The organism is Streptomyces sp. DSM 118878 (assembly GCF_052936595.1).
Genome location: NZ_CP193622.1, coordinates 7,292,944 through 7,313,118, shown reverse-complemented (window position 1 = coordinate 7,313,118; position 20,175 = coordinate 7,292,944). Strand labels below are relative to the sequence as shown.

Annotated in this window: 17 protein-coding genes and 3 pseudogenes; 10 read left to right on the top strand and 10 right to left on the bottom strand. The window is 69.6% G+C overall.

What is annotated here, in order from left to right:
• Positions 1 to 253 precede the first annotated feature (253 nt).
• Positions 254 to 2,029, top strand: coding sequence for an SGNH/GDSL hydrolase family protein (locus tag ACRAKF_RS31705; RefSeq protein ID WP_447041143.1), 1,776 nt, complete (start codon positions 254 to 256; stop codon positions 2,027 to 2,029).
• Between the two features lie 31 nt (positions 2,030 to 2,060).
• Here ACRAKF_RS31705 and ACRAKF_RS31700 read toward each other — a convergent pair whose 3' ends face one another.
• The 3 genes from ACRAKF_RS31700 to pcaDC all read right to left on the bottom strand — a co-directional run bounded on the left by ACRAKF_RS31700 (position 2,061) and on the right by pcaDC (position 4,881).
• The gene (locus tag ACRAKF_RS31700) at positions 2,061 to 2,840 is read right to left on the bottom strand and encodes an exodeoxyribonuclease III (protein ID WP_447041141.1); all 780 of its coding nucleotides are present in this window, start codon (positions 2,838 to 2,840) and stop codon (positions 2,061 to 2,063) included.
• Between the two features lie 58 nt (positions 2,841 to 2,898).
• Positions 2,899 to 3,531, bottom strand: coding sequence for an MBL fold metallo-hydrolase (locus ACRAKF_RS31695; RefSeq protein WP_447042268.1), 633 nt, complete (start codon positions 3,529 to 3,531; stop codon positions 2,899 to 2,901).
• Between the two features lie 69 nt (positions 3,532 to 3,600).
• Positions 3,601 to 4,881, bottom strand: coding sequence for a bifunctional 3-oxoadipate enol-lactonase/4-carboxymuconolactone decarboxylase PcaDC (pcaDC, locus tag ACRAKF_RS31690; RefSeq protein ID WP_447041139.1), 1,281 nt, complete (start codon positions 4,879 to 4,881; stop codon positions 3,601 to 3,603).
• Positions 4,882 to 5,294: 413 nt separating this feature from the next.
• Between pcaDC and ACRAKF_RS31685 the strand changes: the two are divergent.
• Positions 5,295 to 5,460, top strand: a pseudogene (locus ACRAKF_RS31685) (transcriptional regulator); the annotation flags it as partial.
• A 106-nt stretch (positions 5,461 to 5,566) separates the two neighbouring features.
• On the opposite strand, the gene ACRAKF_RS31680 reads toward ACRAKF_RS31685, so the two are convergent.
• Positions 5,567 to 6,217: a TetR/AcrR family transcriptional regulator gene (locus ACRAKF_RS31680; protein WP_447041137.1), complete on the bottom strand. Its 651-nt coding sequence runs from the start codon at positions 6,215 to 6,217 to the stop codon at positions 5,567 to 5,569.
• Positions 6,218 to 6,297: 80 nt separating this feature from the next.
• Between ACRAKF_RS31680 and ACRAKF_RS31675 the strand changes: the two genes are divergently transcribed.
• Positions 6,298 to 6,705: a RidA family protein gene (locus tag ACRAKF_RS31675; RefSeq protein WP_447041135.1), complete on the top strand. Its 408-nt coding sequence runs from the start codon at positions 6,298 to 6,300 to the stop codon at positions 6,703 to 6,705.
• 30 nt (positions 6,706 to 6,735) lie between these two features.
• On the opposite strand, the pseudogene ACRAKF_RS31670 reads toward ACRAKF_RS31675, so the two are convergent.
• Both ACRAKF_RS31670 and ACRAKF_RS31665 read right to left on the bottom strand, forming a co-directional pair.
• A pseudogene (locus tag ACRAKF_RS31670) lies at positions 6,736 to 7,139 on the bottom strand (helix-turn-helix domain-containing protein); the annotation flags it as partial.
• A gap of 277 nt (positions 7,140 to 7,416) precedes the next feature.
• Positions 7,417 to 8,142: an SDR family oxidoreductase gene (locus ACRAKF_RS31665; RefSeq protein WP_447041134.1), complete on the bottom strand. Its 726-nt coding sequence runs from the start codon at positions 8,140 to 8,142 to the stop codon at positions 7,417 to 7,419.
• Between the two features lie 87 nt (positions 8,143 to 8,229).
• On the opposite strand from ACRAKF_RS31665, the gene ACRAKF_RS31660 reads away from it, so the two are divergent.
• Together ACRAKF_RS31660 and ACRAKF_RS31655 are read left to right on the top strand one after the other, a co-directional pair.
• A complete protein-coding gene (locus tag ACRAKF_RS31660; protein ID WP_447041132.1) occupies positions 8,230 to 9,108 on the top strand; it encodes a LysR family transcriptional regulator in 879 nt (292 codons plus the stop codon).
• Between the two features lie 282 nt (positions 9,109 to 9,390).
• A complete protein-coding gene (locus tag ACRAKF_RS31655; protein ID WP_447041130.1) occupies positions 9,391 to 9,825 on the top strand; it encodes a hypothetical protein in 435 nt (144 codons plus the stop codon).
• 204 nt (positions 9,826 to 10,029) lie between these two features.
• Here ACRAKF_RS31655 and ACRAKF_RS31650 read toward each other — a convergent pair whose 3' ends face one another.
• On the bottom strand, positions 10,030 to 11,874 hold the full coding sequence (locus ACRAKF_RS31650; RefSeq protein WP_447041128.1) for an APC family permease: 1,845 nt from the start codon (positions 11,872 to 11,874) through the stop codon (positions 10,030 to 10,032).
• A gap of 787 nt (positions 11,875 to 12,661) precedes the next feature.
• Between ACRAKF_RS31650 and ACRAKF_RS31645 the strand changes: the two genes are divergently transcribed.
• The 4 genes from ACRAKF_RS31645 (at position 12,662) to ACRAKF_RS31630 (ending at position 16,759) form a co-directional block, all read left to right on the top strand.
• Complete coding sequence (locus ACRAKF_RS31645; protein ID WP_447041126.1) at positions 12,662 to 12,850, top strand: MMPL family transporter; 189 nt, start codon at positions 12,662 to 12,664, stop codon at positions 12,848 to 12,850.
• 427 nt (positions 12,851 to 13,277) lie between these two features.
• Positions 13,278 to 15,098: an FGLLP motif-containing membrane protein gene (locus ACRAKF_RS31640; RefSeq protein ID WP_447041124.1), complete on the top strand. Its 1,821-nt coding sequence runs from the start codon at positions 13,278 to 13,280 to the stop codon at positions 15,096 to 15,098.
• A 435-nt stretch (positions 15,099 to 15,533) separates the two neighbouring features.
• Entirely contained in the window at positions 15,534 to 15,935 is a 402-nt protein-coding gene (locus tag ACRAKF_RS31635) for a hypothetical protein (RefSeq protein WP_447041122.1), read from the top strand.
• A gap of 404 nt (positions 15,936 to 16,339) precedes the next feature.
• Positions 16,340 to 16,759: a spore-associated protein A gene (locus tag ACRAKF_RS31630; RefSeq protein ID WP_447042266.1), complete on the top strand. Its 420-nt coding sequence runs from the start codon at positions 16,340 to 16,342 to the stop codon at positions 16,757 to 16,759.
• Between the two features lie 628 nt (positions 16,760 to 17,387).
• Here the strand turns inward: ACRAKF_RS31630 and ACRAKF_RS31625 are convergent.
• Both ACRAKF_RS31625 and sigJ read right to left on the bottom strand, forming a co-directional pair.
• Positions 17,388 to 17,549: pseudogene (locus ACRAKF_RS31625) on the bottom strand (IS5 family transposase); the annotation flags it as partial.
• Between the two features lie 104 nt (positions 17,550 to 17,653).
• Positions 17,654 to 18,592, bottom strand: a complete 939-nt coding sequence (gene sigJ / locus ACRAKF_RS31620) for an RNA polymerase sigma factor SigJ (RefSeq protein ID WP_447041120.1) — start codon at positions 18,590 to 18,592, stop codon at positions 17,654 to 17,656.
• Between the two features lie 201 nt (positions 18,593 to 18,793).
• Between sigJ and ACRAKF_RS31615 the strand changes: the two genes are divergently transcribed.
• Entirely contained in the window at positions 18,794 to 19,423 is a 630-nt protein-coding gene (locus ACRAKF_RS31615; RefSeq protein WP_447041118.1) for an FMN-dependent NADH-azoreductase, read from the top strand.
• Positions 19,424 to 19,540: 117 nt separating this feature from the next.
• On the opposite strand, the gene ACRAKF_RS31610 is transcribed toward ACRAKF_RS31615, so the two are convergent.
• A complete protein-coding gene (locus tag ACRAKF_RS31610) occupies positions 19,541 to 19,840 on the bottom strand; it encodes a hypothetical protein (protein WP_447041116.1) in 300 nt (99 codons plus the stop codon).
• Between the last annotated feature and the right edge of the window lie 335 nt (positions 19,841 to 20,175).

Here is a 20,175-nt window from a genome sequence, read left to right as displayed (position 1 = left end):
CGGGTTCTGCGGGCGTGGGGCGGCGGGTTCTGCGGGACGTGGGGCGGCGGGTTCTGCGGGACGTGGGGCGGCGGGTTCCGCGGGGCGTGGGGCTCGTGCGCTTCCCTGGCCCCCGGCCCGTACAGGTGAGTTCGCGTCGTGTTCACGCGCGACTCATTGACGCGCCTCTGACGCCTCTTTAGCTTCATGGCGCATCTGTCATCACCGGCTCCTGCCACCCGGCGGGAGCCACCCGACATGGGAGGGGTCCGTCGTGCGCCGACGTATCTGGGGAGCGGCCGTCGTGGCCGCCCTCCTCTCCGGCATCGTCCCCGTGGCCTCCGCCGAGGCCACGGCCCCGCACAGACCCCGGCCGCTCCCCCTGGAGCGGCTCTTCGACAACCGAGCGGTCAGCGACGACGCCCGTCCCGGCGAAGCGGACTTCGACGGGGCGGGCGGTTCGCTGTCCGCGCGGGACCTGGCGGCGGCGGGCTGGACCCCGGGGCGCTCCCTCGACGTCGACGGGGCAAGTCTGGGCTTCCCCCGCAGCGGCCCCGGCGAGCGGGACAACGTGGTCGCCGACGGCCAGTCGGTCCGGGTGCACGGCCGTGGGGACGCCCTGGCCTTCCTGGTCGCCGGGACCGGCGGCGAGGCGAGCGGCACCGGGACGATCCGCTACCGGGACGGCTCCCGCGGCAGCTACCGGCTCACCGCGCCGGACTGGCGCTCCGGCCCGCTCGCCACGAAGTCCGTCGCCCTGCCGCACATCAACACGCCCCAAGGGCAGCTCACCGAGAAGGCCAAGCTGTACGTGGTCACCGTGCCGCTGGCCCAGGGGCGCGAGGTCGCCTCGGTGGTCCTGCCGCGTGACCGGAGCGCCACGGACCTGCATGTCTTCGCCTTGTCGGTACGGTCACCGGCCAAGGGGTGGACGGGAAGCTGGGCCGCTTCGACCGCCGGGTACACGACGGTCGGGGACTGGAGCGACCGGACCGTACGCCTCGTCGTACACACCAGTACCGGCGGGCCCCGGGTGCGCGTCCGCCTCGACAACACCTTCGCGGCGGCTCCGGTCAGGATCGGCAGCGCCACCGTGGCGGTGCAGGAGGTCGGGGCCGAGGCCCGGGGCGAGCCGCGGAGGCTGACCTTCCGGGGCGGCCTGAGCGGCACCGAGATCCCGGCGGGCGCCCAGGCGTACAGCGACCCGCTCGACTTCGACGTCCCCGCCGACAGCAATCTGCTGGTCAGCTTCCATCTGCCGGGCCAGGTGACGACGGCGCCCGTGCACAGCCAGGCCATCCAGCGCTCGTACGTCAGCTCCCCCGGCGACCACGCGGCTGACGGCTCCCCGGCGGCGTACTCCTCGACGATCACGACGTGGCCGCTGCTCACCGGCGTCGACGTGAGCGGCGGCCCCGGCTCGGTGGTGCTGCTCGGCGACTCGATCACCGATGGTGTCCGCTCGACGCGGGACGCCAACCACCGCTGGCCCAACGTCCTGGCGACCCGCATCCTGAACCAGTCCGACGTGCCGCGCTACGGCGTCCTCAACCACGGCATCTCGGCCAACCGCGTCGTCGCCGACCGCTACCCCGGCGACGGAGTCTCCGCCGACACCGGCGGTGTGAGCGCCCTGCACCGCCTGGACCGCGACGTCTTCGCGCAGACCTCGGTACGCACGGTCGTCGTCTTCGAGGGCGTCAACGACGTGCGCTGGGGCGCCTCGGCGGACGAGGTGATCGCGGGCCTGCGGAAGATCGCCGACCGCGCCCACGCCCGTGACCTCCGCGTCGTGGCGGCCACGATCGCGCCCTGCGAGGGAGAGTCCCTGTGCACTGCGGCGGCGGACACCCAGCGGAAGGCGGTCAACACGTACATCCGCGAGGGCGGGGACTTCGACGCCGTGCTCGACTTCGACGCGGTGCTCCGCGACCCCGCGCACCCCGGGCGCATTCTGCCCGCCTACGACAGCGGGGATCATCTGCACCCCGGGGACGCGGGGCTCGCGGCGCTCGCGAACTCCGTCGACCTGCGGAAACTGGAGCCTTGAGGCACCGGCGACTCAGACGTGCACCGGTGACTCAGACGTCCAGATCCACCACGACAGGGGCGTGGTCGGACGCGCCCTTGCCCTTGCGCTCCTCGCGGTCCACATAGGAGTCGGTGACGGCCTTGGCGAAGGGTTCGTTGCCGTAGACGAGGTCGATGCGCATGCCTCTGTTCTTCGGGAAGCCGAGCTGGCGGTAGTCCCAGTACGTGAACGGCCGGTCGTACTTCAGCGGGCGCGGCACGATGTCCGTCAGGCCCGTGCCGCGCAGGTCGGCGAGGGCCGCGCGCTCGGCCGGGGTGACGTGCGTGGAGTCCACGAAGAGCGAGGGGTCCCACACGTCGTCGTCGGTCGGCGCGACGTTGTAGTCGCCGAGGACGGCGAAGGGGCGGGAGCCTCCCGCGTCCCCGGCGACGGCGGCCTTCAGGGCCTCGAACCACTGGAGTTTGTACGCGAAGTGCGCGTGGTCGACCTCCCGGCCGTTCGGCACATACACCGACCAGAGGCGGACCGGGCCGCAGGTCGCGGAGATCGCGCGGGGCTCCTGCACCCCGTCGTACCCCGGGTCGGCCGGCAGGCCCTTGACGACGTCCTCCAGGCCGACCTTGGAGACCAGCGCCACGCCGTTCCACCGGCCGGTCGCGTTCACCGCCGACTCGTACCCCAGCTCGCGGAGCTCGTCGGCGGGGAACTGCTCGGCCGTCGTCTTGGTCTCCTGTATGCACATGACATCCGTGCCGGTGGCCTCCAGCCAGGCGAGGAGTCTCGGCAGTCGAGCGGTGATCGAGTTCACGTTCCAGGTCGCAATGCGCATGCCCCACAACCTACCCGGCACCACTGACAGCCAGGGCTCGGCGGTGCGCCTCCGGCGGTCAGAGGTCGGCGGTCTCCCCCGGGGCCAGCCGCGCGTGTTCGGCGCCGCCGAGCGACCCGATCTGGTGGTCGTAGATCGGCCGGGCGAGGTCGGTGAGGAGCGCGTCGTGGATGTCGTAGGCGCGGCGCGGCTTGACCTCCCGTACGTACTCGATGACCTCGGAGATCTTGTTCCAGGGCGCCATGACGGGCAGCATCAGCGTCTCCACAGGCTGCTCGGGGACGGTCAGGGCGTCGCCGGGGTGGAAGACCGAGCCGTCGACGAGGTACCCCACGTTGGTGATGCGCGGGATGTCCGGGTGGATCACGGCGTGCAGCTCGCCGTGGACCTGGATGTCGAACCCGGCGGCCGTGAAGGTGTCGCCGTGTCCGACGGTGTGGACGCGCCCGGGAAAGGCGGCCGAGATCTGGTCGGCGACCGACCGCAGGGTCCAGATCTCGGCGGCGGGGTTCGCCTCCAGGCCGGCGCGCAGCCGGCCCTCGTCGAAGTGGTCGGGGTGTTCGTGGGTGACGAGGACGGCGTCGGCGCCGAGCGCCGCGTCCTCCTCGCTGAAGCCGCCCGGGTCGATGACCAGGGTGCGTCCGTCCTTTTCGAGACGCACGCACGCGTGGGACTTCTTCGTGAGGGTGATGCGCTCGCCGCGCGCGGGCAGAGGCTGCGGGTCCGAGGGAGTAGCGATGCCGTTCATCCCTCCATCCTGCTACTCCTGGGGCGTGGTTTCCTCGCGGATCACGGCCTGGGCGACCTTGAAGGCGGAGTTCGCCGCGGGGACGCCGCAGTAGATGGCGGCCTGGAGCAGCACTTCCTTGATCTCGGCCGGGGTGAGGCCGTTGCGCAGGGCTGCCCGGGTGTGGAAGGCCAGCTCCTCCAGGTGCCCGCCGGCGACGAGCGCGGTGAGGGTGACGCAGCTCCGGGAGCGGCGGTCGAGGCCGGGGCGGTTCCAGACCTCGCCCCAGGCGTAGCGCGTGATGAGCTCCTGGAAGTCGCCGGAGAAGTCGTCGGCGGCGGCCAGGGCGCGGTCCACGTGGGCGTCGCCGAGCACCTCGCGGCGGACCTTGATGCCCGCCTCGTACGGGTCGGGCCTGCCGGCGCCGGCCACGGCCTCGGGCTGCTCGGCGGGGGCGATCGCGGCCATGGGGGCGGCGGCCTGCGGGGCGATGACGGGCTTGACGGGGGGCGCGATGATCGCCGTCTGGGTGTCCTGCCAGGCGGTGGAGAAGTGGCGTACGAGGAGGTCGGTGACGGCGGCGGGCTGCTCGACGGGGGCCAGGTGCGAGGCGCCTGGCACGACGGCGAGCCGGGCGTCGGGGACGCCGGCGACGAGCGTGCGTGCCTCGCCCTGCCCGGTGACCTGGTCCTCGGAGCCCACGAGCACGAGGGTGGGCACGCCGATGCTGCCCAGCTCGGCCCGGATGTCGAAGGCGGCGAGTGCCTCGCAGGCGGCGATGTAACACCCCGGGTCGGTGGTGCGCACCATCTGCACGGCCCAGTCGGTGATCGCGGGCTGCGCGGCGACGAAGCCGGGCGTGAACCAGCGCTCGGGGGCGGAGCGGGCGATGGGGTCGAGGCCGTTGCTGCGCACGATCACCCCGCGCTGGCGGAACTCGTCGGCGGTGCCGAACCGCGGCGACGCGGCGATCAGCGCCAGCGAGGCGACGCGCTCCGGGTGCCGCAGCGCGAGCTCGGCACCGATGGCGCCACCGAAGGCGCACCCCGCGTACCCGAACCGCCGCACACCCAGCTCGTCCAGCGTGGCGAGCAGCCGCTCGGCGAGCTCGCCGACGGACGGACAGGGATGCGCGGGCGCCCCGCCGTGCCCGGGCATGTCGAAGCGGAACACTCGCCACTGACGGGTCAGCTCGGGGACCTGGCGGTCCCACATGTGCCATGTGGTACCCAGTGAGGCACCCAGAATCAGGACAGGAGCGTCTTCTGGCCCGTCAAAGCGGTATTGCAGGGGGTTCATCGGTGTCTCACTCACTCGCCTGACCCTCTCATCTGTCACGAGTTGTCACATCGCCGGGGTGAACCTAGCGGCCTTGTCCCGCTCGCGACGGCAGGTCCGGCACCGCCGGAACCCCTCGATGAGCCCAGGTACGTGCTCTCCGGCGTGCACTCGTGACCGTATCGACAGCGGAACTCCAGGCACACGCCCTCCCCCAGTTCCTACGAGAACCTGCCCCCCTTGGCCACGGCCTCCACGTGGTTCCGCCGGATGGGCTTCAGTTGCGGCTACCGGAGCTGGCAGCGGCGGAGCCCGCTCACCCGCAAGGGACTTGGTGTCCTTCTCCACCACGTAACGGTTGCCCATCATCGTGCGTGTGTCGGCAATGTCGAGCGTGGCGTTCTCCAAGTCCACGTCCTCCCACCGAAGGCCGCAGACTTCAGCTGGACGCACAGATGCTCTGCACCCTGGCCTACACCGCCGCCCGAGGTGGCCACCGAGCCGATGCCCTGGCGATGACCGAGGAAGCCCGCCGCGCCGCTCGTCGACTGCCGGCGGCCGCCCCTCCAGGCCGGCTGTTCCATCAGCCCTGCCGCCGTCGACCTGTACGCCGTCAGTTGTGCCGCTCTGCCGGTAGCCGGCCCGCACCCATGGGGACGGCTGTACGAGAGTGCCCTGTCTCCCTCTGCCACGGATGAGATGGGGCACCCTTCGGACCGCCTCAGGGCCTGTCTCTCCGATCACGGGAGCCGGACCGGGCTGGGGCTATCCGGCCCCAGCCGTGCTCAACCGACCGGTGACATCGGTCGGGTTCGTCTCCTGCGCTGGTGAACAGTGCGGTCAACATGGGCATGCCGTGAGCGAGTGCCTCGTGCGGCAGGGGGCCTGTGGCGACGAGTGAGGCGAGTCCGTGGCCGATGGTCCAGCTCTGTGTTGCCAGTTCCAGTGGGTCGACCTCGTTGTGGAAGCGGCCGTTCGCCTTGGCCCGGTCGATGGCGCGGACGAGGCGGTGCAGGGTTTCGTCCGCGGCACCGGTGTCTTCGAGGTGGAAGCCCGCGTCGAACATGACTCGGTAGAGATCGGGGTTCTCCATGGCATTGGCCAGGTAGGCGGCCCCCAGTGCCGCGAGATCTCGTACCGGATCCGCGGACATCTTGACGGCCGCGAGTCGGGCGGCCAGGCGTGTGAAGCCTTCCTGTCGCAGCGCCTTCCACAGGCCGTCCATGCCGCCGAAGTAGGTGTAGACGGCCATCGTTGACACGCCTGTTCCGGCGACCAGGGTGCGGAGTGTGACCGGTTGCCTCGTCCGCAGCATCTGTGCGGCCCGGTCGAGCAGCAGGGAGCGTACCGCTGGATCTTTCGTCCTCACCATGGCCCCACAATACATAGCATCGCTATGCTTTGATGGGTGCTGATCTTTCTGTTCCTGATGCCAAGAGGAAGAGGTCGCTCATGGCCGTGACGCTGGTCAATCCCGAGGGGCTACCGAAGCCCGAGGTCTACCGGCAGCTGTCGGTCGCCACCGGATCGAAGCTGGTGTTCCTCGCGGGGCAGGTCGCCCGCGATGCCGGCGGCCGGCCCGTGGGCGAGGGAGACTTCGCCGCTCAGGTCGAACAGTGCTATCTCAATATCGCCACCGCTCTGGCCGGGATCGGCGGCTCCTTCAATGACGTGGCAAAGCTGACCGTCTATGTCGTCGACTGGAGTCCCGAGAAGATGCCGCTGCTGGGTGAGGGCGTGGGCCGGGCGGCAGCGAAGCTGGGCATCGATCCGGTCAAGCCGATCACCCTGCTGGGCGTTGCGGCGCTGGGGGAACCGGACCTCCTGGTCGAAGTCGAAGCCACTGCGGTCATCGAATAGCCGTATCGCTGTAAGTACCGCATAAGGGACGCCTGGTGCCGCGTGTTCGTAGCGTCGGATGATCCGGCGCGTGGCGTGGCCCGAGTGCGACAGTCGGGCGATTCGGTATCGGGTAAGTACTCGGTGCACGGTGGCGGGATTGAGACCAAGCAAGTAGGCGATGCAGGCTGGGCCCCAGCGGGGCAGGACACGGACTTTGATGATGCGCCGCTCGGTGCGGGTCGGCGTCCGTCGCGGGCTGAGGTGCGGGCGGCTGGAGCGATCTGCCATCCCAGCAGGTCCCTGCTCGCGGTAGCGGTCGGCCCACCGTTTCGCTGTGGTGGGTGAGACTTGGAACCGTTCAACTGCTCGGCGGAGTGGCCATTGATCGTCGACGACGCACCGCGCCAGGCGCAGGCGGCCAGTTCGGTCAGGGGCGCGTTGCGGTGGACCATGCGGGTCCTTCTGCTCGGAGGATGACAATGGCCGGGTGTACGAGTCCTGTCTCGTACACCCGACCGTTCTGAGGACGCCGTCAAGTGATGAGGTCCGTCGTGAGCTGTGAAAACGTGGATGGGCTCGCCTGGAGCGCGTGCGCCGGCTGCGGGTCGCCAGGTCTCTCAGGCGGGGCTCGCCGATCATGCTGAGCAGGTCGGTGTGATGTGAGTCCACCCCGGTTCCCGGCGGGTGCGTGTCGCGACAATTGCCTCCTGGGCCCTCGCACGTGCAGAGCTACCAGGCGACGGCTCCCTCGTCGTCGAAGAAGCCGCCTCGGGGACCGTCGTCGGGGAGGGTGGCGAGGCGGAGGGCGATCGCGGCACCCTGCTCGGGTGTGCGGTCCCCGGTGAATCCGGTGAAGTCGGTGGCGACGTACCCGGGGCAGGCCACGTTCACGACGATGTTCGTGTCGGCGAATCGGCGGGCGTACTGTGCCGTGATGCTGTTGAGCATCGACTTGGAGGGTGCGTAGGCGGCCATGACCGGGCCGGTCTGCAGTGTCAGCGAGCCCATGTTGCTGGACATGTTGACGATCCGGGGCGCGGCGGCACGGCTGAGCAGCGGGAGCATCGCGTTCGTCACCCGGATGACGCCGTACACGTTCGTCTCCAGGACCGCGTGCAGGACGCCGAGGTCGAGTGTTGTGGGGTCCTGCGCCCCGTCCTCGAACCGGCCGGAGATTCCTGCGTTGTTGATGAGCACGTCGAGCCGGCCGGCTTCCTTCTCGATGCTCGCGGCTGCTGCGGCGACGCTGGCGTCGGAGGTGACATCGAGGGCGACTCCGAACGCGTCGACGCCTGCGGCACGCAACCGCTCCACGGCCTCCGCGCGTCGGGTGTCGTCACGTGCCCCCACGGCGACGGTGAAGCCGAGGGCCCCCAGGCCCTGAGCGATGGCGAACCCGATTCCCTTGTTCGCGCCGGTGACCAGCGCGGTCTTGTTGTTGTTCACGCCGTTCATGCTCAGCGCGCGGCGTCCGTTTCGTCCAATATGGATCAGGTACCTTGTGATACCCGCCGGGTATCACAAGGTGAATAGGGTGTGCGCATGGACGACCTGGAGACCCGTGAGTTGCGGTACTTCGTCGCGGTCGCCGAGGAACTGCACTTCGGGCGCGCGGCCCAGCGGCTCGGGATCGCGCAGCCACCGCTGTCCCGCGCCATCCGGCAGATGGAACGTCGGCTCGGTGTCCAGCTCCTGGACCGGGACCGACGGGGGGTAGCCCTGACCGGCGCCGGCGATGTGCTGCTGCGCGAAGCCCGCCTGGCCCTCGATGCGGTCGCGGCTGCCGTGCGCCGGACCCGGCGAGCAGCAGATCTCCAACGGCCGCTGATCCTGGTGACGAAAGCCGGCGCCTCACACGAGCTACTACAACAGCTCCTCGCCTCGTCGGCAGCCGACGCCGATACGGCGCCGGTCGAAGTCGTCCTGTGCGAGGTCGGTGAGCAGGCACGATTTCTGCGCGACGGGCGCGCGGATGTGGCCCTCATGCACCGGCCGGTCGATGACCTCGCCGGGTTTGACACCGAGGACATCTGCACCGAAGGCCAAGTTGCCCTCCTCCCGTCGGGACACCCGCTCGCCGCGCGCTCCCAGTTCACCCTCGCGGACGTCGGCAACGTGCCTGACCTGCCCATCGCCCGATGGCCCCGGCTCGACGGCTCTTACCCCGACGGCCCCGGACCAGAGGTGCACACCCAGTCACAACTCGCTCAGCTCGTCGCGCTCGGCAAGACCCTGCTCGTGATCCCTGCCTCCAGCCGCGCATGGCAGTGGCCCGACCATGTTGCGGTGCCCGTCGTCGACGCCCCGGACATCACGACCGTGCTCGCATGGCCGGCTGGCCACCAGTCTCCGGCCCTCGCCGCGCTGGCCCGAGCCGCAGCCGGGCTACGCAGCACCCCACCGGCTGCACCCGCGCGTTGAACGCCACCTGGAGACGTTCGCCAAAGCGCACCGCGAGCGCCTGGAAGGCCAACTACTGAGGGTCGGCCCTTCCTGAACCTCGGGTTCGCCGGAGCCTCCGCCATGGCGGGACTGATCAACATTGTCTCCCGCTACCTGCCCGACTACGGAAGGCGCCTGAGCGGGGCCGCGTGGTGCGGCCCGTAGTGATCGTCCACACCGCCCTGTGCGTCCTCATCGCCATCGCCTTTCAACGCGGACGTCGGCCGCCAGGCCGGCGCGTACGCCACCGGCATCCTGGCCATGATGGTCTCCGGCGCCTTCGCGGTGACCCTCTCCGTGGCTCGCAGAGGCCGCCGACCAGTGGCCGTCAGCTTCGCGCTGCTCACCCTCGTCCTGCTCTACGCCCTGGCCCACAACATCGTCGACAAGCCCGACGGCATCACCATCTCCGGCTTCTTCATCGCCGGCATCATCTTCGTCTCACCGATCTCCCGCGTGTCCCGCACCACGGAGCTGCGCGCCGACCGCATTGTCTTCGACGAAGCCGCCCGCCGTTTCATCACCGACACTCTCGCGCACGACAACTCGATCAACATCAACATCATCGCGCCAACCGCCGCCAGGCCGGCGACAGCGCCGAGTACAGCGACGAGTACAGCGACAAAGAGCGCGAGCAGCGCGGCAACAACCCGGTCCCCGGCCCGGCCGACGTACTGTTCCTGGAGATCGACGTAGTCGATCCCTCCGACTTCAGCGAAGCCCTTTCCGTCCATGGAGTCGAGGTCGACGGCTACCGGATCCTGCGCGCCGAGGCCCCGGCCGCCCCGAACGCCATCGCCGCGCTCCTCCTCGGCCGCGGCGACACCGCCCCGTGACGCGCGAGACCATCCGCAAACACCAACCCGACCCCGACCACCGCCCCGGCATCCACGTAGGCGGCTACCGGGTGACCCGGAACCTGAGACGGCAGATAACCGCGTCGGTGTCGCGTCGAACGGCGTGGGCGACGACCGCGCCGCGCTGGTTCTGCAGCAGGCGCTGCCACAGCCGGTCCGGCTCCGTCTCGGCGATGAGAACAGTGACGCGGGTGCCGGGCTGCGTCTGGGCCAGTGCGCGGACGTACGCGGCGATCGGGCGGCCCAACGTACGGCGTTCGGACGGCAGGCGGACAAGTTCCACGCCCGGGTCCCACAACGCCCAGTCGCGCTCCAACGCCTCGGTCACCGCCTGGTCCTCCGCGTCCGGGTGACACACCGTCACCGCCCGTACTTCGTCACCCAGGGAGACGGCGGCGGTGAGTGCCTCGCTGGTCAGGCGGGTCAGGGAGGAGACCGGGACCAGGACGAGTGAGCGCTGCTGGTGCGGCGGCTCCGGGATGCGGCCGATGCCCAGGCGCTCGCCGATGCGTCCGTACGTCCGGTGGACGTGCTCGAAGAGGGCGACGAGCAGCGGCAGGGCGATCACGATCAGCCAGGCTCCGTCATGGAACTTGGTGGCCGTGACGACGATCGCGGAGACGCCGGTCAGCAGCGCGCCCAGGCCGTTGAGCAGAGCCTTGCCCACCCAGCGGGGTCCACGCTCCTGGCGCCAGTGCAGCACCATGCCGGTCTGGGCAATCGTGAAGCCGACGAAGACACCGATCGCGAAGAGCGGCACGAGCGTGTTGGTGTCACCGCCGGAGAACACCAGAAGGACCGCCGAGACCACGGCCAGCCACACCACGCCGTGCCGGTGCACCTGGCGGTCCGCCTTCAATCCGAAGACGTGGGGCAGGTAGTTGTCGCGGGCCAGCAGCTTGAGCAGGACCGGCAGACCGCCGAACGACGTGTTCGCCGAGAGCGCCAGCAGCACCATGGTGGCGAACTGCACGACGTAGAAGGCCCAGTTGTGGCCGAGGGAGGCGTCGGCGAGCTGAGCGAGGGTGGTGACGCCCTCGACCGGCTGGAGACCGAAGCGGGAGATCAGCACCGACAGGCCAATCAGCATCACGCCCAGGAGCACACCCAGCGCGACCTCCGCGCGCATCGCCCGCCGGGCGGCCGGTGCGCGGAACGCGGGCACCGCGTTCGCGATCGCCTCGACTCCCGTGAGCGCCGAGCAGCCGGAGGCGAACGCCTTGAGCAGCAGGAGAGCACCGACGGTGGTGGCGTTGTCCGCGAGCACGGAGGCGTGGCCGGAGGAGGCCGCCGTGGACACGGGGGCGTCTCGGAACAAGCCGACAACGATCAGGACGAGGATCGCGCCGATGAAGATCGCCGTGGGCACGATGAACACGCGAGCCGAATCGACGATCCCCCTCAGGTTCACAGCGGTGATCAGAACCAGGACGGCGAGGCAGATCCACAGCCGGTCGCCGTACAGCCCGGGGAAGGCCGAGGTCAGGGCGGCGACACCGGCCGTGACGGCCACGGCCACGTTCAACACGTAGTCCAGGACCAGCGAACCGGCGGCGACCAGGCTCGTACGGCGGCCGAGGTGCGCCTTGGCGACAGCATAAGAGCCTCCCCCGTCGGGGAACGCCGCGATCACCTGCCGGTACGAGGCAACCAGGACAGCCAGCAGGCCGGCTATCGCGAGCGTGACGGGGAGGGTGAACCCAAGACCATGGCCGCCGGCGGCAGCCAGGACCAGGACGATGGCCTCGGGCCCGTACGCCACGGAGGCCATGGCGTCCAGGGAGAGCGCGGCGAGGCCGGTAACGGCGGTGAGCCGGTGACGGGCACCGGGATCAGAAGGCTTTTCGGCGCTCGGAGCGGCGGCATTCGAGGGGGTCAGGACGGCCATCGGGTTGATCCCTTTCAAGACTGGTCCGCTCAGACTGCGGTCCGGACTGGCCGTTTCCGACCCGTCTTTCCGCTCCCTTGACGCCCCGCGGCAGAGTCGTTACGTCCCCTTGATGCCGCAGCGCCGATCCGGCGGGCCGTCGATGACGGGCTTGCCGACGCTGAAGCACAGAGAAGAGGCGAAGCGGGCCGAGTACCGAGCCCTCCCTGTGAGGTGATCCGTCGGGAAGCGCCCGTCCTCGACGACCGAAGCTGAACAATGTTGTTCAAGGCGTGGCCCACGGCTGCCTGCACCACGGGGTAGCGCACCAACGTGACGACGATCGGGTCCGAACCGTAGTGGGTGGCCGAGCAGCGGCGCCGCCCGCCCGCCCGCTACCAGCTCCATCCCGCCAACAGCCCCCCGCGCGCGCCTTACACCGTCCCCGCTCCGGGGGCAGCGCTCCAGGACGCGAGGACGCGAAGTCATCGGCATCACGGCAAGCCCGCCGATACCGATCGGTGCCTCCTCGAAGGGGATCGGCCGTGCATCACCGGCGCAGGGAAGCATGATCGCCGTTCATGGGATGCGCCCCGCGGAACAAGGGCAGCGCCGGTGCGGGTGCCGGCGCTCCCTCACCCGCCGAACGGCCCAAAGGCCAAGATCTGCCTCTGCTGGTAGGTGTGTTCGCGGTGCTGGGGACCACTGCCCTCCCGCACGTGCTGAGCCGGTTCACGGAGGTGCTGGCCTACGCGCCGAACTTGAGCATGGCGATGACCCTCGACCTGACGATCGATACACGCTGTTCTTGCTCAGCCGCTACCGCGAGGAGCGGGCGCCGGGGTGCGCCATCCCGGCGCAGACACTGCGTACGATGCCGGCCACCTCCGGCCGGGCGGTTGCGATCTCCGCGGCCACGGTCGCCGCCGTGATGGCTGTCCTGCTGCTCTTCCCGGTGCCGCTGTCGCGGTCGATCGCCCATGCGGTCTCGCGGTGACGGCGATGGTGAGCCGGAAGGCTCGCCCGGGCGTCAGCCGACATTCGAGCGCCACACTCTTCGCCCGCAAAAAGCGGTTCTGTTCCAACGGCCCGGCCCGGACTGCGGCGATTGGTGCTTCCGCGCAGTGTGGTGCTGGTGCTGGTGCTGGTGCTGGTGCTCCCGGGTGCTGGTGCTCCCGACGGACGAGCGCGAGCATGGGCGCGAAAAGGGGCGCCCACCGTCTTGAGCTGCAACACACGGTGAACGACGGACTGATCCTTACGTCGATCGTCTGACCCTGCGGCAGGATGCACGGAAAGTAGCCCCCCATGACCCCTTCGTGATGTCACCCTGCGCAAGGTGACATGTCAGCGGAGGAGGGATCATGGGGCGGGCTGGGACATTGGCCGCACGGCTGTTCGGGGTCGTCCTGGTCCTGGGGCTCATGTCGGCCACTCCGGTACGGGCGGACGAGAGCGCGCGGCTGGAGGCGACGCCGCGCCGGGCGGCCGAAGGCTCGTACGGGGTTCTGAGCGTGTCAAACGCTCCCGAGACCTGCCGGCAAGACGGAGACGCCTTCCTCGTACAGGCATCTGTCCGCCTGCTCTGGGAGGGCTTGTCCATCGAGAGCAGCGGCACTCAGGACACCTGGTCGTCGTACCGCGTCAGTGATGATTCCTTCCTCGTCGGCTTCCAGTATCCGAACGTCTCGGCCGGCGATCAGGGCGGATCGCACACCGTGGTCGTGGAATGCCGTTCTGCCGACGGCGCGTCCTGGACGAGGGTCGGGAGCAGCACTCTCGACGTCGCAACGCTTGGTCAGGACGCACCCAGCTACCACTTCGGTGGTGGGCCCGGCATCCAGATCAGCGAGGGAAAGGCGTCGGAGGGCGAGAGGCGTCGGACCATTCGGATCCAGGACGCCGCCGATGAGTGCGCAGGCGGCCAGGTCCGGCTGGACGGCCGCGCCTTGGCGACCACGCTGGACGCGAAAGAAGGGCTGGGATACGTCACAGCGGAGTTCACCGTCCCCGCGAACACGCCGCAGGGACGACACCGGATCGCACTCGACTGCCCCCGGGGCACACTGATCAGCTACCCGATCGCCGTCCACAGGACGGCAGCCGCTGCCGGTGACCCGGCGCCCGCCCTCAACAAGTCTCCGGTGTTCGCGGCGATCCCCAAGCCCTCCGAGGTGCCGTGGGGACTGCGCAGCGTGGCCTTGACGCTGGCGGTGGCCTCGGCGCTGATCCTGCTGATCGGCTTCCCCGCAGACATGGTGAACAAGACGATCGAGGAGAACCGGCAGGAAATCGAAGGCTGGTTCCTCCCCTGGACGGTTTGGTTGCGTCGGCGGCGGACAGCGATGAACGCTCTGCGCATCGGCGGGCGGTCCGTCAGCGCTCTGTGGGCGTCACCCCGGCGGCGGTTCTGCTGGTTCGCGTTGGCCGCAGCACTGCTGACCACCCTGATCGATCCCGCGATCGGTATCCGCGGGGACACGATGATGCTCTTCTTCGGCCTCCTGGTGGCCTTCCCGGTGACCACCCTGGTCTACGCGGTGGTGGTGGAGTCCTTTGCACGGCGCTTCTCGGACGGTGTGGCGGGGGCCCTGTTCGTCCTGCCGTTGGGGCTCGTCCTGGCCGCGTTCTGCACACTCCTGTCGGTGGTGGCCGGATTCGTACCGGGTTATGTCTTCGGTCTCATCGCCGGATACGCCACGGCCGGCGAGGCCAGGCGTCAACTGTCGGACGAAGACCAAGGACGCAGCGTGCTCGCGGGCGCGTTCTGCCTGCTCGCTGTCGCGCTGCTGGCGTGGGTCGCCCTGGAGCGTACGTACGACGGGACCTGGCTGCCCCTGCGGATGCTGGACGCTGTGCTGTCCGCGGTCTTCTTGCTCAGCGTGCAGACTCTTGTCTTCGGACTGATTCCGCTGCACATGATGGACGGCCGACGCCTGTTGGCCTGGAGCCGCCGCGCCTGGCTGGCCGTCTACGCGGTAGCGGTGATCTGTTTCGTGCACCTGCTGGTACTGAACCGGCGGGACGTGCTGGCGCAGGGCACCGCGCCCGCGTTCGCGTCCACACTCGCGCTGTTCATCGGTTTCGGCGCACTGTCTCTGGCCTTCTGGGCCTACTTCCGCTACCGACCGCCGAGGCCTGTCCTGGCTGATCCGCCGACTCCACCAGTACCGCCCACTCCACCAGTGCCGCCGACTCCCCCGGCACCGCCGGACCCGTCCGCCGTCACCGGGAGTCAGCCGTAGGAATGCCGCGTACACGGCCACCGAACTCACCGAGCTCAGCCGGAGGAACAGCAGATGGCAGACAGCAGTGCGGGGACACCGGCATCGGGCCCTGAAGGACGTCGTGGCCTGCTGGTCATCCTGGCTCTGGTAGTCGTCTTCGTGCTGATCCTCGTCCTCGCGCGATGTGTCGGCTCGGGCGGCGGACCGGCATCCGCGTCCCCGACCGGCGCGCCCACCGAAATCGCGGAGCAGTCGAGTGAGGGCGCTCCCTCCCGCGCACCCGCGACGAAGGCAGAGGGCCGTTCGCCTTCCGCCACGGCCACGGCCACGACACCCTCGCGTCGTGGCGTGCCCACCGCCACGTCGTCGGCGCCGTCCACGAAGGCCGTAACCCCCACACCTCCCCCGAGCAGCACGAAACCCGAGGAGCCCACCACCGCCTACGTACACGTGATGATGACGACCAACTTCGAAGTGACCGTGACCAACGACCGTACGGCTGAGCGGTGTTCGCAGGAGCTCGACGCGCGGCCCAGCCAGCAGAACGCATGGTGCACCCTGGCCCTGCCGACCGGTGGCAGTGTCCAGCTCACAGGTGTGCTCAGCGGAACACCCTCCGGGGTCGTCAACCGGGAGCCCGAGCGAGATCCCGTCTGGTACGGCTGTCAGGAAGGCGACGGCGCGCCGACCTGCACCCTGGACCTGGCCAACGGCCACTGGGTCTGCCTGGCCAGCCACGACGTGTCCGAAGGGTCCGACACTGTCTGCGAGGGGTTTCGCGACTCAGGCGCTTTGGGCCCCGTGCCGCCTGGCTCTTCAGCGCCTCCCAGCGGCATCAGGATGCCGGGCTCGTGACGCGGACCGTGCAGAACGTTCGGAGTCTCACCCCACCTTGCGTGAGCCGCTGGGGCCGGGTACGCCGCGCATGCGCTGCGCCTTCGAGGTGCACCAAGGTGCGGGCGGCCGCCCAGTCGGCAGCCGGGAGGAGTACGCCGATCAGCGGACCCGGCTGTGACGGAAGGCGGCGACCGGCCCACCGTCCAGTGAGTGATGGGGCCGATTGTGTGTCCTGGTACCGGAGCGTACCCGGAGCGTACCCGGAGCCAGGGTCGCGGGGTGCGGGGATGCAACTGGCGCGGGACTCGACCGTGTCCTTGTGTGCGAGAGGCCAACAGGGAGGCCGTCAAGGGAATGTGACGGCAATTCAGGCGGTGCGCCGGGCAACGGTTCGAGGAGGGCAAATGGAACGCAGGCGATACATCCGGATAGCGGGGGCCGCCGTGGCACTGGCAGCAGGAGGCGTCATGACCACGGCCACCGGGGCGGCAGCGGTCGCACCCACACCCGCGGCCGCGTACAACAAGGTATGCGGCACCGGCTACAAGGTCGTGAACCACATCGACGTCGGGAAGGCGGGGACGGCCTATCTGACCTACAACTCCGCGACGGGAAAGAACTGTGCCGTGACGATCCGCAGCGCGCCGGGTCCTGCCGTCCACATGTACGTCTGGGTCCAGCGGGACGACACCAGAGATTACGCCGATGACGACGGCTATTACCGGTCGTACGCGGGGCCGGTGTACCTCGACGCCAGAGGCTACTGCGTCTCCTGGGGCGGCGTGATCGCCGGTGAGTCAGCCGGCAGGAACGGCACCAACTGCGGCCAAATCACCCGGTGACCGCGCCCCAGTGTCCGGCAGCGAGGGCATGCGGCCGCGGCGCTGCCCATTGCCGCCTCGCGCGGCATCACGCACACCTGTCTCAGCGCGGCACGCTCCTGCGTACCTGGACCAGGCAAGGCGAAGCAGGACGCACCCAAGCCGTGCGCGCGCCTTCACCTCCTACCCCCACCTGGACCGCTCGTCTTCGCCACGAACTCCGGGGCGCTGCTGGGTGCCCCGGCCTCGGCGTGCTCTGGTGGCGTACGTTTCGGCGGACAAGCCCCGGCGACCGAGGGGGCGCTGGAACGACTCGTCGTTCGGCTTGAGCGGCGGTGCTCGCACCTGTTCGGTGAAGTCGTCGGCGAGGCCCAGGCAACTCGGGGCGGCCGCCGCCTTCACCGGTTGTCAGCGGTGACGCATGCGCCAAAGCCTGCTGCCGCACAGAGGCTATCCGCCCGCAAAAGACGTATTGGACCGCGCCCAGCACATGTCCCAAAGCACTTCCCCCAGACCCTTCTCGAGGGAAAGCCGCTGAAACCTCGTCGGGGCTGGTTCGGCAACCGATGACGGAGTATGTCAGTCGCCTGCGCCGGCTCCGGGCAAGCCCGCGGGCCTAGGGTCCGTCATTGCGTCGGCGGTAGATCTACCGGTCGAGTACAGGTGGCCGTCCGCCGCGACGGCCGCGGTTGTGTCGGTGTCGCTGCTGGTCGCTTTTCTCCGGGATGGTGCACGCGATGCCGCGTTTGCGCAGGTAGGCGCGGAAGCCGCGTGAGCTGTACGCCTTGTCGGCGATGACCTGGTCGGGCCTAGCTCATGTGTATCACCGGTTCGCGCCTCGGGGACATCGGTGCCCGGCGTCGGCAGGATGGCCAGGCTCGGCTGGGTGGCCCACTGGAGCTGAGCGGCTGAGGTTCAGCCCGTTGTCCAGCTACGGAGCTTCTCAGGGTTGCGTATCACCCAGATGTGCTTGATCTGCCGGTCCGCGACCTCGAATGCGAACACCGTCACGATGACGCCATCCTGCTCGGCGACCACACCGGGCTGGCCGTTGACCGTACGTTCCAGGAACGTCATGTTGCCGGGTCTGCGGCGAGCGATCTCGGCCCATGCGCGCGCTACCTGTTCGCCGCCTTCGATGGGGCTCAGGAAGGTGGTGACGAGGCCGCCCCCGTCGCCGATCGCCATGGCGTCGGGGTCGAGCAGGCTGATCAGGGCGTCTATGTCCGCAGCCTCCCACGCCCGCTTGAAGTCTTTGACGATGCCGGCGCGCTCGGCTGCCGGGGCCGCGGAAGGCTGCGCGGACCGGACACGGCGACGGGCAGAGGAGGCCAGTTGGCGGCATGCCGCCGGTGTGCGGCCGACGATCGCGGATATTTCCGCGAAAGCGTAGCGGAAGACGTCGTGCAGGATGAACGCGACGCGTTCAGCCGGGGTCATCGAATCGAGCACGACCAGAAGGGCCAGGTTGACCGACTCGTCCAGGGTGACCCGGTCGGCCGGGTCGACGGCCCCGCCGCCCGTCCGCCCGCTGATCCACTCCGAGGGCTCGGGCAACGGCTCGGGAAGCCATTCACCCACGTAAGTCTCCCGTCGGGCCCGCGCCGAGCCGAGCACATTGAGGCAGACGCGGCTGGCGACCGTCGTCAGCCAGGCGGCGGGGCACTCGATGGCGTCCTGCTCCTGCCGGGACATGGCATACCAGCGGGTGTAAGTCTCCTGCACCGCGTCCTCGGCCTCGGTGAGGGAGCCAAGCAGCCGGTAGGCAAGATTGATGAGCTGACGCCGCTCGCTCATGATCGCGTCGAGCCCTGGGCCCGGTCGGCGTCCTCCTGGCGCGGACGGAGTGGTCATCGTGACGCCTCCCTCGGTCGTGTCTGCCTTCACCTGAACGACAAGACAGCGGGTCGGAATGTGAGGCCGGTGTGTCATCGAAATGTGAGGCCGGTGTGTCACCTGACATTCCCTGTGGCTGTCTTGTCGAACTGCCGAGACCAACTCGCCTGCCGCCGCTTCGCCGCGGCAACGTCCCAGCGGCACCCCAAGGGAGACATCATGAGTCTGTTCCGGCTTGACGCCAGCATCCTTCCCGGCACCTCGGCCGGCGCCGAACTGGCCGACATCATGGAAGCGGAGTGGACCGCGGCCCACCCGGGTGAGCCGGTGGTGCGCCGACACCTGGGCATCAATCCGCTGCCCGCCGACGCCTGGGCACAGGCGCACACCGGCGCTCTGGTGCCCGAACCCGACCGCACGCCCGCCCAGCGTGAGGCCCGTCTGCTCGCCGAGTCGCTCGTCGCGGAGTTGGAGGCCGCCGAGGCGGTGGTACTGGCCGTACCGCTGTACAACTTCGGTGTCTCCCAGCACTTCAAGACCTGGACCGACCTGGTCATCTCCGGGGCACCCTTGGGCAGCCCGGTCCTCAAGGGCAAGCCGACCGTCCTGGCCACGGTGCGCGGTGGCGGATACGCCCCCGGCACCCCTCGCGAGGGGTGGGACCACTCCACCCCGTACCTCAGGCGCATCCTCACCGACGTGTGGCAGGCCGACCTCACCGTCGTCGAACGCGAGCTCACCCTCGCCGCCTCACCGGGCATGGAGTCCCTCAGGGACCTCGCCGCCGACCTCCACACCAAGGCCCTGATCGCGGCTGGAGAAACCGGGCGCGACCTCGCGGCCAAGTGACGGTTGGTCCACGGGCCCCGGTCACGCCCTGGCGGTGCGCCAGGGTCGCGTATGCCCGGTGAAGGGCGGCATACCGGTGGCCTCGCCGGCCCCGTCCAGGGGGGCGGCCCTGCTCTGTCAGGGCGCGGCGCAGGGCGGCACCGAGTTCGGTGAGTTACCGCTGTGGGACATCGGCGGACAGGACCGCCGGCGAGCCGTGGACGGTGTGGGGCCGCTGGCGCAGGTGAAGATCCGCTGCGGCCAGGTCTCCTGGCGGTCGTCCAGTCCGGGCTGGTTGAGCAGGTGAAAACAGAGGCTAAGGCCCTGCTGCCAGCCGCCGTCGTGCCGCCAGACGACGGCGCCCTGTGCCCCGGCGGGGCGGTCGATCCGTACCGGGTCGTCGCGGTTAACCGGCATGGGGCGGTCTTCGATCTCCATCCCCGAGATGTGCGGCGCCGCTGCCGCCGCGGTGCGCTCCGCGAACTTCTCGCGGTCGGCGACCGAGTCGCTCGGATCAACCTTCGGTTGGCACCGGACGGCGCATCAGTTGGCCACTGTCGCCCGGCATGCAGATTCTCGCCGCGTCTGTCGCGCCCGGCACTCCTCTGCCGCATGTAGCAGCCGGACACGGGCCTGTTGTCCGCTGCGCGCCCCGCAGGCCGACGGGGGTCAACATCTGTCACGTCCGTTGTGCCATGTGGTACCAAGTGAGGCACCCAAGATCAGGACCGGAGCGTCTTCTGGGCCGTCAAAGCGGTATTGCAGGGTGCTCT